The organism is Colwellia sp. BRX8-4 (assembly GCF_014077345.1).
Taxonomy (GTDB): domain Bacteria; phylum Pseudomonadota; class Gammaproteobacteria; order Enterobacterales; family Alteromonadaceae; genus Colwellia_A.
This window is the reverse complement of the sequence record NZ_JACGVS010000038.1, coordinates 1-16843: the sequence shown is the minus strand read 5'-3', so window position 1 is coordinate 16843 and position 16843 is coordinate 1. Positions and strand designations below refer to the sequence as shown.

Below are 16843 nucleotides of genomic sequence, written 5' to 3'. Positions count from 1 at the left end.
CCTGAATCTACGAACGTCATCCTGAATCTACGAACGTCATCCTGAATCTACGAACGTCATCCTGAATTTATTTCAGGATCTTAACCCAGATACTGAAACGAGTTCAGCATGACGGGGAAAAAAAACCTTACCTATCGCCGTTATGAAACCACACACGTTATACTGAATCCACGAGCGTCATACTGAATCACGTACATTATCCCAAATCAGCGTATGTCATACTGAAACCACTACGTCATACTGAATCACGTACATTATCCCAAATCAGCGTACGTCATACTGAAACCACTACGTCATCCTGAATTTATTTCAGGATCTCAACCCAGATACTGAAACGAGTTCAGCATAACGGGAGGAAAATAACCTTACCTATCGTCGTCCTGAATCAATGAGCGTCATCCTGAATCCACGTACGTCATCCTGAATTTATTTCAGGATCTCAGCCCTGATACTGAAACGAATTCAGCATGACGGGGAAAAGCAACCTTATCTGTCGTCGTCCTAAATCCACAAACGTCATCCTGAATTTGTTTCAGGATCTGTATTCCACGGTAATATATCATTTATAAACTTGGGTTTATTGGTAAGTCTATTATAAAAACAGTACCTTTATCTTCAATACTCTCGACTTTAATTATTCCGGCGATACCTTCAACAAATTGCTTGGCCTCGAATACACCAATGCCCATACCCGCATTACCTTTAGTGGTATCAAAAGGTTTGAATAGTCGATTATTAATAAAGTCTGCCGACATACCGCAGCCATTATCAGAAATTTTAATGCCTATATGGTTTTCTATCTGAGTAAGCTCTACTTTAACCCAGCCATCTTTGCTTGTCGCTTCCTGTGCATTCTGTATTAAGTGATTGAGTACTGAATGAAACGTTTCATTATCAATAGCCATTTCACAATGGTTAATTTTATCAAAGGTCACCTTAGGCAACTCAATATTTCTCTGCTCTATTACACTGTTAATCACTGCTGAGATATCAACCAACTCACTATTAGATTGAGCTGCTTGCTTATTACGTAATTGCGAAAGCACTTTAGATAGGCGTTCTGTCGCTGACTCTACCGTTTCAAAAACATCAGCAATAAACTCTGGGTTATCCCGGTGCTTTTCTGCATTAGAGGTAATAAGTGCTAACTGAGCTTGAACATTTTTCAAATCATGCACTAAAAAGGCTGACATACGGTTAAAGGCATCAAACTGTTTTGATTCTGCTAATTTATCATTAGCTTCATGTAAAGAAACGAAATTTCCTAACTGTTTTGATATGGCAAACAGTAAATCTCTGTCTTCCCAATTTAATTGCTTAACTTCATTTTTTCCCGCTAAAATAAACATCCCATAGAATGCTTTACCGATAAAAATAGGGACTATAATTCTAATGCTCTTGGTATCAAATAACGATAAATCCAGAGATAAGCCAGGATAAACAGTTGGCGTTTGGCGATATTCTTCAACATCAATGATCCAACCTTGGCGCTGACAAAAAAGACTGCACTCTACCAGTTGCTGATTAAAGGTATCATCTAGAAGCAATTTTTCAGAATATTGAACACTGAAACGTTGACCTGTTACTTTTTTCAAAATAGCGCCAGCATAAGCATCTACTTTTGACATCATTATTTGAGTTGCCATTTGATAATGGCTTTCAGCATTGGTGGTTTCTATTTTTCCGATAAGGTTTAACCATTCATCTCGGTATTCGTATTTATTAGCAAAAAAGTTTTTTGCTATAAACACTTTTAATTTCCGGCGCAACGTCTCGGTAATCAATAAAGCGACTAATACCAAAGCACTTAACATTAGAAAGCCGATACTAACAACGCTGCCCCACTCTCCACCTATGTAGTTAATAACATAGCCAGCAAAGGCCATAACCAACAAATATATACCGGCAATCATCAACATTGAGCTATAAAAAACAACATGTCGAGAAACAAAAATTCTTACCGCACCATTACGAATCCGTCGAGTACTGATCAGTAATAAAGGCACAACAATAAAAGAGATAAAGCCACGACTAAACCAAAAATCAAAATCAATACCGTCAACCATAGTGGCTTGTGCATATAAAACAAAGTCAAAAATCGCAACGCTGGCTAATGCAATAACCATCGGCCAAATAGCCCAGCGAACTTGTGAATCAGCACTTCGGTATAACTGCTCCAGTAGCACTAAACTCCATAAATTAAGCACAATAAAAAGTAGGAATAAATATTCATAGGAATAATTCAATACGACACTTGCCAGCCAACAAGCAATCATTAATATGCTCCAAACTTTTGCATATTGACGAATATGTGAATTAGTGATGATCGCCCAAAAAGATCGTTGTTCTGTGTTACAAAGTAGAATTAACAATGACCAACAAGCTATTTTAAAACCGTCAGCAAGCATTGCCCATTGGAGACTAAAGCCTAACTTTATTTGTAAGGCAGCAACCCCATTAGCAATGACGGTTACTAATACTGAAACTAATACCCAGCGAGCTAGGCTTGTCTTATTTCGTGCCGCAAAAATGAGTAATGCAAAAACAAAGTATGCAGCACTCGCTAACGAATAACCAAAGAGCCCTAATGAATCCATAATATAAACTTCTTATTGAGTTTTTGTTTAATCGTTCTGCGCTGCATTTTCTTTAGTAAATATTTCAGTTAATACCGGTACCAGTAGAAAACTAGCAATCGCCGAAACGCATAATCCTGAAATGATCACTGTGCCTAATGGCTGCCATAAACCGCCGCCAAAAAGAGTGAGTGGTAATAAGCCGCCAATAGTCGTTAATGTTGTTAATAGTATTGGGGTAAAACGGGTGGCACTGGCATCGAGTATCGCTTGCTTTAAATTATTCGACTCAACAAAATTACGGTTCGCCGTATCAATTAATATAATGGCGTTATTCACCACAATACCAAACAAACTTATTAAACCTATAAATGCCATCATCGAAAATGATTGACCCGTAATATATAACCCTATAACTGAACCTGCCATTGCAAATGGAATTGAAGTAAATATTACCAGCGGTTGTAAAAACGATTTAAACTGTAAGACCAACACCGCAAATATACCAATAGCAGTAACTAGCATTATTTGTGCTAAACCTGAAAAGTTTTCTTGACGAGATTCTTCTTCTCCGCCCAAGGTATAGCTAACTCCCTCAGGCATTTCATATTGCGCTAAGTAGTCGATAACTTTGGTGGTTAACTCACTAACGGTATGATTTTTATCAACATCTGCAGATACCTTCGCCATACGTAACTTTTGATAATGATAGAACTCAGTACGACCTTTTTGCAGCTTGGTAGTAATAACTTGATTAAGCGGAATAGCTTCACCTAAACGGTTAGTGACATTAATATCAGCTAAACCGTCAACATCAGGGTTTTTACGGCGCACAACAATAGGATAGCTTTCACCATTATCATCATTAAATCGACCTACAGCCGTTCCAGAAAGTATTGTCTGTAAAGTAATATCAAGGGTATTGATATCAATGTTAGATAAGCCCGCTTTTTCATAATCAATATCAAGTAAGAGTTCGGTATTAGCAATGCCAATAGGATTATCAATGTTTATAATGCCTTTAGTGCTTGCCATCATATTTGAAAGATCATTAGCGACTTGCTCTAAATCAGACAGTGATTCGCCCATTAGTCGAACACTTATTGGTAGATCGGTAACCGGCCCTTGGGTAAATTCACTGACCGTAATTTTGGCTTGTTGCCACTTGCCAAACTCTTCACGAAGTTGACTAACAAAATCAGATACTCTTTGTGCATCATATTCACTTAATACAACAATGACCTGACCATAAGTTGCCACACCACGTTTAGGGATTTGATTATAATAAATACGCGGGTTTGCACTGCCGACATTTAAAGCAACTTTATCAACCAACTCATGCTTTTCAATAACCTCAGTCATTTTTTGCATGACTTTATCTGTATAGGTTAACGATGAGTTGGGCGGTGTTTCAACATCAAGCATAATCATTGGCTTTTCGGCTTTAGGGAAAAGACTCACTCCCACTTTACCAAATAATGACAACATACCCACCAAACAGACTACGGCAATAGCGATAACAATCCAGCGAACATTCATAAATCGTGACAGCCATTTAGCATAAACGTGCTCGGCAAATATATTGACGTAATGCTGAAGCGTTTTTATTTTAGTTTTATTTTCAGCTGTATTTTTTGCAAAAAAACGACTGGCTAATAGTGGTGTTAATGTCAGGGCGATTAATAAAGATGCTAGCAGTACTAAGACAACTGTTACCGGCATTGAACGAACAAAGTCCCCTGTGTTGCTGGCTAGCATTAACATAGGCAGAAACGCTAACATAGTGGTTACAGTACCGCTGGTTATTGCCCAACCTACTTTTGCCGTGCCCACTGCAGCAGCTTCAGCAAGATTTTTTGTTGTTTTCTTTTCTCTATGGATGCTTTCAGTAACCACTATCGCATTATCTACGAGTAAACCTAAAGCGATAATCAAACCAACAATAGACATTTGTTGTAAACCAAAGCCACTAAAGTCTAACCAACCTATTGCCACTAAAAAGGACAATGGAATAACGGCAATGACTACTAAAGATTCACGTAGTCCTAAAAATAACAGTGACATAATGCCGACGAGCACCAGTCCTTGCCACAGGTTGTCAAAAAAACCATTCACTCTCATTTCTACACTGTCGGCTTGCTTAAACAAAACATCAACTTTCATATTGTCGGGTAAGCTGTCAGTAAAGTTGGCGATTTCATTATCAATACTTTCAGTTAGGCCAAAAATATTGGTATTAGGTCGTTGTTCTATAGTGAGAAAAATAACTGGCTTATTATCATAATAAGCTAAATAGTTTGGTTCTAATCCTGAAAACTCCACTGTCGCTATGTCTTTTAAACGCAGTACAAAACTATCATCCGAGCGAATAACCGTTTCACCTAACTCAGCTAGTTGTCCAAAGTTACCACTGGCTTTTACATTAAAACGCCGAGAACTCGCGTCAACATAACCTGGGGTAATATTTACCGCACGTCCTTGTAAAATTGAGTTAATATCGGTAACAGATAAGCCGTAATGTTTTAGCTGTGCTAAATTAATGTCAATGGCGACAATTTGCTGAGGATAACCCCAAACATCAGCTTTTCGAACATCGTTAATCGCTTCTAAACGTTTTTCTAACTGTTTGGCATAAAACTCCATAACTTTATAATCTATTGGCTCACTCCATAGTGCCAATTGCATGATAGCAACACTTGTAGGCGTTGCTTTTAAAACGAGTAAATCATGAACACCTTCAGGTAGTGTTGGCTTTACTGTTGAAACCGCCTGCTTTACTTTGTTATAAGATGCCTCTGGATCTGTGCCGTACAGAAAAGTAATTTCAATACGTGCACCACCATTTTTGACTTGTGATTCTATTTTTTGAATGTTTTCTATATCAGAAAATTCTTCTTCGAGCGGATTAACCACTAAAGTTTCAATATCTGTTGGTGATGCGCCAGGGTAGATCACTTCAATTAAGGTGATGGGCATATCAAACTGTGGATCTTCTGAACGTGGCATTTGAAAGTAGGAAACAATACCGACGAGTACTAATAGCACCACTATTGTTAGGGTAAATTGTGCGTTTTTTATAGCGAGTTTAGGTAACAGCATAGTAATTACTTACCTAATTTAATATGTTGCCAGCCACTACTGACTATTTGTATGGGTTGATCATCAACTGAAGCAAACAAATACACAAATTGGTTATCTAAACGATAAATATCGTAATACTGATAAACTAGTTCTTGATTGTCTTTGACAATAACAACAGCTTGCCCTTTATCGTTAACAGAAATCAATGCTGATATCGGTAAGCGATAAACAAAGTTATCACTGGTGAAATCGATAATGATTTCGGCAATTTGCCCAGCAACAATCCCACTGTTCAGATTAATATTTGGTAGCAACACTTCAATGATAAACATATTACCCTTGGTGTTTGAAATTGCGGGTATTTTACTTACTTCGCCAATAACACTTCCAAGTGCCTGTAAAGAAACATTCACTTTTTGACCTAAACGCACTTGACTGACTTCGTTACCTGTTAAGGCAACTTTTACCACCCAATTTTGCTCTAAAGCGGCTATTTTTAGTACATTACTGCCTGGCGATTGTAGTTCATCTAGTTCAGTATAACGGTTTAATACCACGCCTGAAAATGGCGCAAAAATTTGTGCTTTTTCAAAATGATAAAAGGCAACTTGATAGTTAGCTCTGCTTATTTCAACACGAGTTAAGGCAAGATCAAGATCTTGTTCTGAACTTAATTTATTTTCGAGTAGTTTTTGTTGACGGTTAACTTCGCGCTTTGCTTGTAATAATTGCGCATAAGTAGCGTTTTTATTTTGCAGTAATTCTCGAGTGTCTAAAGATGCAATGAGCTGGTTTTTTTCAAAGTACTGCCCTTCATCAAAGGCTAACGTAGCTAAATACCCACTACTTTTAAATGACAAATTTAACGTTCTTTTAAAATCAAGTTTCCCTGTCCGTTTTATGGTATCGGCGTAGGGCTCAACAATGATCTGTTCAAAATCGTAACTCTGCGACAATGTCGATGATGATGCAAGAATTGTCATTCCTATCATCAAAAACCTAAAAAAACTATTCTGTGATTTCATATGTAATTCTATAACGCGTTAAATTAACTGATTTTATTATAGCCAATACTTTAGGGTTGTTGCTGAATAAAGTACATCTTTTTTCATTATTTTTGCTCAGCGCAATAAAGATGGATAGAATTCCCGCTTGTACCTAAAATAAAGACGACAAAGCTAGACAATTTTCACGATTAATTATAGTATTTGCCGCGCTTAACACAGCAAACCACCCGTAGCTCAGCTGGATAGAGTTCACGCCTCCGAAGCGTGAGGTCACAGGTTCAAGTCCTGTCGGGTGGACCACTTTTTTCCTATAAACAAAAAACACGTTAAATAAACAGCTTCATTTTTACAGTGACCACTTATCTATTTTACCACGTCACTCATTCGCTATAGTAAGCTGCTACTGCGGCTAAAAACGCTTCAATCTTATCTTTAGGAAGCGCATTGATACCAGCGGCAGCCGCACGTCCTCCACCTGTCGCAAACTGACTACAAATATCACCAGCACCTTGTTTATTCGCTAATGGCGCTCTTAAAGAAACCGTATAGGTGTTATCTGTATTTATTGTAAAAATAGCATGTGCTTTCTTTGGGTTTATATTGGCTAATTCATTGCCAAAAACACCACTTATTCTTCTGGCCCATGTTTCATCCGGTAATTCAAATGCGGTTAATAACGCTGTGTCATAAAATGCTTTGGTGTTAACGGCTTTTAAATGGTCTTGGTTATATAGTTTTTGCAAAATATAATAAGGAGAGTCTGCATCTTTAATTGCATCAAAAGGGCTTGAGTAAGCTAACAGTAATTCATATAACCTTGCCGGATGAAAATGCAAATCGTCAATATGCGAACCATAACCATTGTAGTTAATTAAGGTACCTAACGTTTCTAACTGCTCGCATTCGTTATCGTTTAAACCCGCTAAATTGGCTAACTTAGTCGCTTTAGCAATAAGATTATCCCCAAAAGTGGCACAAATTGCCCAATGATGAAACTTCCCAGCTAAAATCTTATCAACGATTAAAGCCGTACAAGTATTTGCATCTAAATCAATATGCGTTTGTAAATTTACATGTTCCGGAATGTCACCCGCACGGTGATGATCGATATAAGTTACATTGCCACCTTCAGCTAATAAGGTATTCATTGCGTCTTTATTTTTTTCCATTGAAATATCTAAAACGCGAATAACACTATCGTCTCTATTATTGCCTTGGGCATTTGTTATTTCAACGACCTGTTGCAGTAAAGCAATATCACGTTTAACGCCGGTAATTTTGACACTTACTGTCGGATTGGCTAATTGCAATTGCAGCAAGGCGATAATACCGTCGGCATCACCATTAAATACGTCATAATTCACAGATAAATCCTTTATTTTTAGTCTTTACAATTATTTTTTTCGATAAAGCCATGGGTAAAAACTATGATTTTATAATTTGTTTTTTTATTAAAGCGTCTATCACTAAATCAGCACATTGCTCAATAGACAAATGCGCTGTTTCGATATGTATTTCAGCAGCTTCAGGGGCTTCATAAGCCGAACTTATCCCGGTAAAATTAGCGATTTCACCCGCTCTTGCTTTTTTATACAAACCTTTAGGATCACGGCTTTCGCAAACATCTAAAGGCGTATCAATAAATACTTCTAAAAATAACGCGTCTTTGAGTAACGCTCTGGCTTGGTCTCTGTCTTTTTGAAAAGGGGAAATAAAGGCCGTTGATACAAGCAAACCTGCGTCTACAAATAACTTAGCTACTTCACCTATCCTGCGTATATTTTCAATACGGTCTTCGTCAGTGAACCCTAAATCGTTATTTAAACCGTGGCGAACATTGTCACCGTCAAGTAAATAACTGTGACAGCCACGTTCCAGTAATTTTTGCTCAACTGCATTGGCAACGGTAGATTTACCCGAACCACTTAGGCCGGTATACCATAGCAATACCGCTTTATGGCCCTTTAATTGAGACTTTTGCTCAGCAGTGACACTCTGTTGATGCCAAACCACATCTGACGATTTTTCTGTGTTGTTTTTTTCTATATAAGGACTTGCTGGGTTATTTTTTTTCATAATTCACATTTATCATTGGACGCTATTAATAGCTAAAAAGGGAAGAAATATAAAATACTACAAATCGCAGTAGTGCAATATATAACGCTAATGGGCACACCTATTTTTATAAAATCTATCAACTGGTATTGCCCGGCACTAAAGACCATTAAATTGGTTTGATACCCGTATGGGCTAATAAAACTAGCGCTGGCACCAAAGGCTACTGCCATAATAAAGGGAGTAATATTTACGCCATAGTTCAACGCTACACTATAAGCTATTGGGAATATTAGCGCTGCTGCGGCATTATTAGTGACCAACTCGGTTAATAATACCGTTAATAAAAATATAATAATTAAGGCGACGGTCGGCGTAATACTGCCCGACAAAGAAGTAATCGTTTCAAGAGACGTTAGTAATCCACTATTTATTAACGCACTGGCAAGCATTAGCGCAGTAGAAATAATCAGCCAAATTTGTATTGGAAAACGTCTAATCACTTCATCTTTTGACAAGCAATTCGATAATAAGAAAAAAGAAAATAGCACTAACATTCCTTTGAATAAAGAAATAATACCTAGTGCACTTAATGCTACGGTTAAGAAAAAACTTATAATAACAAAAGGTTCTTTTTTACCAGTAAGTTTTGATTCTGGCTCAACGCCATTGACAACAATAAAGTTTTTATCAACATTATTTCTGGCTTTAAAATCTTGGCCCGTTGCTAACACTAAGTAATCACCCGGACGAATGCTAACATCGCCAAGCTTACCTGTAACAGCTTGCCCGTCTCTTTTCATTGCTACCACAGCAGCGTCAAACTTAGCTCTAAAGCCAACGCCTTTTAATGTTTTATTAATGAGTACACTTTCAGAACGAACAAAGACTTCCGTTAAGTTGTCATCAGACAAGCCTTGTTTGTGTGCAAAAACAGTTAAACCATCAAACTGCTTAAGTTGGTTTACTTTAGTAACGTCACCATTAAAAATAAGCTTATCGTTGGCACTAATAACTTGGTCGGGAGAAACAGGGGTAATCGTTTGCCCAGCGCGAATTATTTCAATCAAAAATAAAGAGTCTAAATGTCTTAAAGCGTTTTCTTCTACGGTTTTGCCAATCAATGCCGAGTTAAGTTCTACTTTAGCATCTAATAAATATGAACTTTCTAGCGTTGAATTAATATCTGTTTCGGGGAGATATTTAGATAAAAACCACAGCGCACAGCCACAAGTAATAACGATAAAAACACCTACCGGGAAAAAATCAAAAAAGCCTAAGGCAGGTAGATCAGCATTTAAGACTAAACTGTTAACAATTAAGTTAGTAGACGTGCCAATTAAGGTTAGCGTACCGCCAAAAATAGCCGCATAAGACAAAGGTAATAATAATCGACTGGCAGAATGATAAGGGTTGTTGCGAATCGGCGCCAGCATGGTAGAGACAACGGCGGTATTATTTAACAAGGCTGAAGAAACAACCGTTAAACTAAAAAGCCTGATCCAGGTTTTGCCATAACTTGAGAATAAAACTTTGCTGGCGAGTATACGCAGTAAGCGGGTTTTTTCTAACGCTAAAGAACACAGTATTAACAAAATAAGCGTTATTAAGCCTTTATTAGACGTACTGGCTAACACAGCTTCATTTGAAACTTGTCCACTAATAATAAGGGCAATAAAAGTAAAGCCAAAAACCTTTCCAGGCTGCTTCTGAAACTTTAATAAACCTATAATTGTACTAATAAAAATTAATAGTACAAACGCTGCATCTATATTCAAATATATAAACCCTGTTAACTTTGAACAGCTAATCTTACGAAAAATTAGAGACAAATAATAACTAAGAGCAAAGCGGCTGAGTAAAAAAACTGAGATATTACTAGCTGTTTTTTACACGAACCTCATTGCCCTTAGTTTACATCTTTTAGCCTCGTTACTTTTTAGCTAAATTTTTAGCTCCCCAATGAGGAAAGTGCTTACAAACAAACGTATTAAGTTCAAGTTCGTAATCACTGTACTTTTTAGGCTGTCCTTTTTCCAATTGCGTCAGTTGTGAAGCTATCATGCCAGCGCCAACTGTTGCATTGGTCAAACGGTCAATAATAATAAAAGCACCTGTTTGACGGTTCTCTTGATAAGCATCAAACTGCACAGGTTCGTTTAACGTAAAGTTACAGCGCCCTATTTCATTCAAGGCTAAATGCTGTACGTCTTGCTTTTCCATCGTATTAACATTAACGCTATATTCTATTTTATCAACAGAGCCAAACGTAGCATGAGTGCCCACTTTAATAATGTATTCACGGTCTATTTGTAGTGCCGCTTCATCCATCCACACAACATCTGCACTAAAGGTATTAGAAGACGCGGGTTGCTCATGCGGTCGCACGATCATATCACCGCGACTAACATCTATCTCATCTTCAAGCGTCAGTGTTACAGCCATATCGGCATAAGCCGTTTCAAGTTCGCCATCAAAAGTTACTATCGACTTAATTTTACTTTGCTTACCTGAAGGTAGTGCAACAATAGTATCACCAACACGAATTTCACCTGAAGCGATCGTACCGGCAAATCCTCTAAAGTCTAAATTAGGACGATTAACGTATTGAACAGGAAAACGAAAAGCACTATTTTTTTCACCGCTAATTTGCACAGTATTCAATAACTTAAGCAAAGGTGAACCTGGGTACCAAGGCATATGCTCACTTTCGTTGACTACGTTATCGCCGCGTAAAGCTGAAATAGGCACAAAGCGAACATCTTCAATGTTTAATGATTTAGCAAACTCACGGTAATCACTTTTAATTTTTTGGTATGTCTTTTGGTCATAATCTACTGCATCCATTTTATTAATAGCAATAACCACATGCTTAATACCTAATAATGAACAGATATATGAATGACGTCGTGTTTGTACTTGCACGCCGTGACGCGCATCAATTAATATAATGGCTAAGTCACATGTAGAAGCACCCGTTGCCATATTACGTGTGTACTGCTCATGGCCTGGAGTATCGGCAATAATGAATTTACGTTGCTCTGTAGCAAAGTAACGATACGCAACATCTATAGTAATACCCTGTTCGCGTTCAGACTGTAAACCGTCAACGAGTAACGCTAAATCAAAATCACCATCTGTGGTATTAAACTTTTTAGAATCTTTTTCAATAGCAGCCATCTGATCTTCAAAAATCATTTTGCTATCAAAAAGTAAGCGGCCTATTAATGTCGACTTTCCGTCATCTACACTGCCACAGGTGATAAAACGCAGCATATCTTTGTTTTCATGCTGCTTTAAGTAACCTTCAATATCTGTTGCCAATAATGTTTGTTCAGTGTTCATTAAAAGTACCCTTCCATTTTTTTCTTTTCCATTGAACCGGCTGAATCATTATCAATGACTCGACCTTGTCGCTCAGAAGTGGTTGTTAAAAGCATTTCTTGAATAATTTCAGGCAATGTTGTTGCAGTCGATTCAATAGCGCCGGTAAGTGGGTAACAACCTAGCGTTCTAAAACGTACTGATTTCATTTCAGGCACTTCGCCCTCGTTTAATGGCATGCGTTCATCATCTACCATGATTAACGAGCCATCACGTTTAACAACAGGTCTTTTGGCTGCAAAATAAAGTGGAACCATTTCAATATTTTCTTGATAAATATACTGCCAAATATCAAGCTCGGTCCAATTAGACAATGGGAACACACGAATACTTTCGCCTTGATCAACTTTAGAGTTATAAATATTCCAAAGCTCTGGACGTTGGTTTTTCGGATCCCAACGATGATTTTTATCACGAAATGAGTAAACACGTTCTTTAGCACGAGACTTTTCTTCATCACGACGAGCACCACCAAAAGCGGCGTCAAAACCATGCATGTCTAATGCTTGTTTTAAACCTTGTGTTTTCATGATGTCGGTATGTTTTGCACTACCATGAGTAAACGGACCTACCCCCATAGCAAGCCCTTCAGGGTTTTTATGGACAATTAAATCGAAGTCATACTTTTCTGCTAGATTATTACGAAATTCAATCATTTCTTTGAATTTCCAATCCGTATCAACGTGCATTAATGGGAAGGGAATTTTACCCGGATAAAAAGCTTTACGCGCTAAATGCAAAAGAACAGAAGAATCTTTCCCGATTGAATACAACATAACAGGATTATCAAATTCAGCAGCAACTTCACGCATTATTTGAATTGATTCAGCTTCCAGTGCTTTTAAATGTGTTAATTTATTCTTATTCATATATGCCCTATTTTACATTTTTTATGTCAAAATCTTACAAAAAATTATATCAAACCAAAACGATATAGCGAAATAACTAAATAACTTAGGTTATAACTAGCTTGTAATAAACTGACTATAGAGAAGCTAAAGCTAACTTAGACAATTAAATTAAAACGACTTAAATAAGAGTAAAAGCACGATTATTACAAACGCTATGCGGGTATTATTAAATGTAGCTACCTTGCAATGATTATGGCGCTGAAGGAGTTATTCTGCAATTAAATATTTAGCTGATAATACGGATCTATTTTTCTATATTTAGCGTTATTATTGAGGATTTCTGGCAAAAAAAAACCGATAGACAAATCTATCGGTTTTTATTCAGATAACAGTTACTGGGATTAGTTACCGCCAGTACCACCTGTACCACCAGTACCGCCAGTACCGCCAGTAATATCGTCATCTAGATCAACAGAAGCTGCGATATCACCAGGATTGATTACGTCAGGAATATTTACAATACCGACAGCATTACCTGTATCGCCTGCAATAACTGATGCTAAATCTTTAATTGCTTGCGAAACTTTAGCTTGAACAGCATTAATTCTTGCCATTGCCGCTACTGAGTCAGCATCTAATGCTGCACCAGGGTTATTAATAATCGCTTTAGTAACTAGTTTAACAGCAGCGATATAAGTTTTAATTGCATCAGCAAGAGTTTCATCAGTGCCTGGCTCTAAACCTGAAAGCGAACCGTTAATAAGCGTTAACGTTGCTGCTATCATATCATCTGTTGATACATTTGCAGATACAGAAGCATCAACAATTACAACGTCAAAAATGTTAGTTTCAGATAAATCTAAACCTAAAGTAGCACCAATCACTCGAGAAGCATCTACTTGAAACGCTTCAAAAACTTCTGGGTCAGAAAGGTCGATATCTGCATCGTCTTCAATTACCGCTAAAATAGTTTCAGTTGCAAGTGTTGTTAATGCGTTAACTTCAGCAGAGATTGTACCGCTACCATCAGAATTACTCATTGTTGAAAGTTCTAAGCCCACTAATTGTGATGCTGGAACAACTCCACCTCTAACTACGTCACCACAAGCTGGAGCATCACAAATCATTGTAGTATCTTCGTCAGCACTTACGCGTACGAAAAAAGTACCTGTGATTGCTTCACCAGAAGCATCAGTTAATGAAAGTGTGTAATCACCATTTTCATCTGTTTGAGTGTTAGCTAGAGCAGTTTCTACATCTGAGCTATCAAAAACTTCAACTAAAGCGTTAGCTAATACACCTTTGATACCAGAACCTGATACATCTAATGTAGAAGGAGTTGGTGGAACCGGCGGCGCTTGGTTTGGCGCAAGAACAGTACCATCATCTTGGTAACATGCCGATAAAGTCAAAGAAATTGCCGCAGCAACTGTTGTAAGCATAATTTTATTCATTGTTAATCCCTGATTTGAAAGTAAAAAACCTAACATTCCTTGTTATATAGATAAACAACAGAATGATCTTTGTAGTAAATATTAGCATCGACATCACGCCTGATCAACAAAAAGAATAACAATAAAATAAATATTTAACGGCTGATTTGCATTATTAAAATCTTAAGCCTTTATTGCATTTTTATTACGGTGCCAGATGTTCAATAACTTAAATAAATCACCATGATACAAAAGTAACTTCACGATATAAGTTGATATACACTACTAAATAGCCAGTAACTAAATTCAATAGAGCTACTTTATAAATAGTAGCTGTAGCTGTTACTGAGTAAAATTACTGAGGATAATAAAGATAGTACAGATTAAAATAATAATGTTATTTTTTCTGTTAACAAGCCTAATTGGTCAAAAAGTTCAAACTGCTGGTGTGCCTTAGCCATTAATTTTTTCGCTTGCTTGTGTTGATAGCCGGCCTCGAAGTACCACAAGCCATTAATGAGATAACAACAAGCGAGATATGCACACACTTTTTCCTTATCAATCGTCGCATTAGTAAATTGCAGATAGTCTTGTATTAGAGTATCTATATCGTTAACACTGAATTCGTTAATCGCGATAAACATGGCGAGATCATATTCGGCTTCAGCTAAACAACTGCATTCGAAATCGACTAACCAAGCATGCTTTAGCGGATTTTCATTAGTAAACAAAACGCTTACACGAATGTTTTCATAATTAACATCGCCATGACAAAGTACTAGGTGATTATGCTTGGCTTGCGGAGGCGCTATTTTGCTGATTATTTTCTGTAGCGCGACATGCTGAGGCTGCGAGAGTTTACTATTGGAGGCTTGTTGATAAAGCAGTTCTTCAATGGCTAACACCGGATGATTTTCTGGCGGTGTTAACTGATGAGTTTTTACCATTAAGTACATCGCCACCGTAACTTTGTTATTAGCTACACTGACAGTTTGTTGCTTATAAAAATCGCTTAATGAATCACCGGTAATAAATTCGGTAACAAGCCATGATGCTGAATGATAAATGATAGCCGGTGCTAAACCCATATTTGCTGCTAATAAGTGACTGGCAATCTCGGCTTTTGCTGTTTGTTGATGGCCATTGAAAGACTTTACAAAAAAATTTTGCTCAGTAGTGTTTTTGTTAACCGTCACTTTAAAACATTGATGACTTTCACCCCCTGTTAATCGCTCAATTTTACAATCGCGATGAATAAAACAAGGTAAGGCTTTGATCTCTTCACAGCTGCTGTTACTTTTTTGGTTGATTAAAGCCACCACTCAACTACTCAGTCGCCGAGGCTACATTGCCTGCTGCTTGTTGATGACTCTTTTGATATTTGCTGTACCAAATTGCATAACCGACCATAGCCATGACTACATATAAGCCAAATAACACAGCGGTAGGTTGCAAGCCTTTTTCTAAATAGAGATAAATGGAAACAAAATCGATGACTATCCAGTATAACCAATTCTCTAAGACCTTTTTAGTGACTAAATAGGTCGCAAACACCGCAAATACCGTAGTTGCAGAATCTAAATAAGGGAAGTGTGTTGGCGTGTAATTGTCCATTAGCCAGCCAATAACCAAAGAGCAAGCAGTTAGTAAGACCACTACTTTGGTATGAAAGAGTAGCGACCAGCTTTGAATAGCCAATACTGTGCCTGTATGACTATTATTTGTTGCGTTATTTTGCGACGAAGAAACATGACGCCAGCAATACCAGCCAAAGATGGCCATCGCTAAATAATAAACCTGCAATAAGGCGTCCATCCATAAATAAACATCATAAAAAATAACGCTATAAATAATGGTACTCACGAGCGCTGCTGGCCAACACCAAATATTTTCTTTTGCCGCTAACACCACATAAAATAATGCTGAAATTACCGCTAATAATTCCCAGAGAGGCAAATGCGCAAAATAATTGACTGTTGCTGATAAAGATTCAACCATTAGCTTTCAGCTTCGACTTCTGAGCGATCACCGCCAATAAACTTACACACAAAAACAGCAGCATTTAAGGTTTGATGGACATGTTTTATTTCTGCCATGACATGACGGGTAGCTAAGTCGTAATCACCAAATACTTGTGTACTCATGCCATTAGTCACTACATTTAAGCCCGCTACATTACGAAGGCGCTTAATGAATGCCCAAATTTCAGTTTTAAACTTTTCTTCTGCTAGAGGGTACAAACTAATTTCTATAGATATTTTCATATTATTTCCTAATGGTATGCCACTTTTTCCAGTGAACAAAAAAAACCGTCATCCTGAACACCCCCCGTCATCCTGAACTTGTTTCAGGATCTCATTACTTGAAGCCACGAATACAGATACTGAAATAAATTCAGCATGACGACGTGTTACTTCATCATGACGGCATGTTAGTTCAGCATGACGACATGTTAG

At 37.5% G+C, this 16843-nt stretch carries 12 protein-coding genes and 1 tRNA gene; 1 reads left to right on the top strand and 12 read right to left on the bottom strand.

What is annotated here, in order from left to right:
• Positions 1–563 precede the first annotated feature (563 nt).
• Genes prsK through H4J56_RS18740 form a run of 3 tightly spaced genes read right to left on the bottom strand, consistent with a single transcriptional unit; the run spans position 564 to position 6640 of the window.
• A complete protein-coding gene (gene prsK, locus H4J56_RS18750; protein ID WP_182259768.1) occupies positions 564–2597 on the bottom strand; it encodes an XrtA/PEP-CTERM system histidine kinase PrsK in 2034 nt (677 codons plus the stop codon).
• A gap of 27 nt (positions 2598–2624) precedes the next feature.
• A complete protein-coding gene (locus H4J56_RS18745) occupies positions 2625–5675 on the bottom strand; it encodes an efflux RND transporter permease subunit (RefSeq protein WP_182259767.1) in 3051 nt (1016 codons plus the stop codon).
• A 5-nt stretch (positions 5676–5680) separates the two neighbouring features.
• Positions 5681–6640 carry an efflux RND transporter periplasmic adaptor subunit gene (locus H4J56_RS18740; RefSeq protein ID WP_182259766.1) on the bottom strand — a complete coding sequence of 320 codons (960 nt, stop codon included), beginning with the start codon at positions 6638–6640 and terminating at the stop codon, positions 5681–5683.
• 247 nt (positions 6641–6887) lie between these two features.
• Between H4J56_RS18740 and H4J56_RS18735 the strand changes: the two genes are divergently transcribed.
• Positions 6888–6964: transfer RNA gene (locus H4J56_RS18735), tRNA-Arg, on the top strand.
• Positions 6965–7044: 80 nt separating this feature from the next.
• On the opposite strand, the gene H4J56_RS18730 is transcribed toward H4J56_RS18735, so the two are convergent.
• The 9 genes from H4J56_RS18730 to H4J56_RS18690 all read right to left on the bottom strand — a co-directional run bounded on the left by H4J56_RS18730 (position 7045) and on the right by H4J56_RS18690 (position 16651).
• Positions 7045–8028 carry a DHHA1 domain-containing protein gene (locus tag H4J56_RS18730; protein WP_182259765.1) on the bottom strand — a complete coding sequence of 328 codons (984 nt, stop codon included), beginning with the start codon at positions 8026–8028 and terminating at the stop codon, positions 7045–7047.
• Positions 8029–8089: 61 nt separating this feature from the next.
• The gene (gene cysC / locus H4J56_RS18725; RefSeq protein WP_182251163.1) at positions 8090–8740 is read right to left on the bottom strand and encodes an adenylyl-sulfate kinase; all 651 of its coding nucleotides are present in this window, start codon (positions 8738–8740) and stop codon (positions 8090–8092) included.
• 32 nt (positions 8741–8772) lie between these two features.
• Complete coding sequence (locus H4J56_RS18720) at positions 8773–10497, bottom strand: SLC13 family permease (protein WP_182259764.1); 1725 nt, start codon at positions 10495–10497, stop codon at positions 8773–8775.
• 154 nt (positions 10498–10651) lie between these two features.
• A complete protein-coding gene (cysN, locus tag H4J56_RS18715; protein WP_182259763.1) occupies positions 10652–12064 on the bottom strand; it encodes a sulfate adenylyltransferase subunit CysN in 1413 nt (470 codons plus the stop codon).
• The gene (gene cysD, locus H4J56_RS18710) at positions 12064–12972 is read right to left on the bottom strand and encodes a sulfate adenylyltransferase subunit CysD (protein ID WP_182259762.1); all 909 of its coding nucleotides are present in this window, start codon (positions 12970–12972) and stop codon (positions 12064–12066) included. Before cysD ends, cysN begins: the two co-directional genes overlap by 1 nt.
• Before the next feature lie 383 nt (positions 12973–13355).
• Positions 13356–14408, bottom strand: coding sequence for a hypothetical protein (locus tag H4J56_RS18705; RefSeq protein WP_182259761.1), 1053 nt, complete (start codon positions 14406–14408; stop codon positions 13356–13358).
• Positions 14409–14770: 362 nt separating this feature from the next.
• Positions 14771–15706 carry a phosphotransferase gene (locus H4J56_RS18700; RefSeq protein WP_182259760.1) on the bottom strand — a complete coding sequence of 312 codons (936 nt, stop codon included), beginning with the start codon at positions 15704–15706 and terminating at the stop codon, positions 14771–14773.
• A 7-nt stretch (positions 15707–15713) separates the two neighbouring features.
• Positions 15714–16385, bottom strand: a complete 672-nt coding sequence (pnuC, locus tag H4J56_RS18695; RefSeq protein ID WP_182259759.1) for a nicotinamide riboside transporter PnuC — start codon at positions 16383–16385, stop codon at positions 15714–15716.
• A complete protein-coding gene (locus H4J56_RS18690) occupies positions 16385–16651 on the bottom strand; it encodes a hypothetical protein (protein ID WP_182221465.1) in 267 nt (88 codons plus the stop codon). The genes pnuC and H4J56_RS18690 overlap by 1 nt, the downstream gene beginning before the upstream one ends.
• Between the last annotated feature and the right edge of the window lie 192 nt (positions 16652–16843).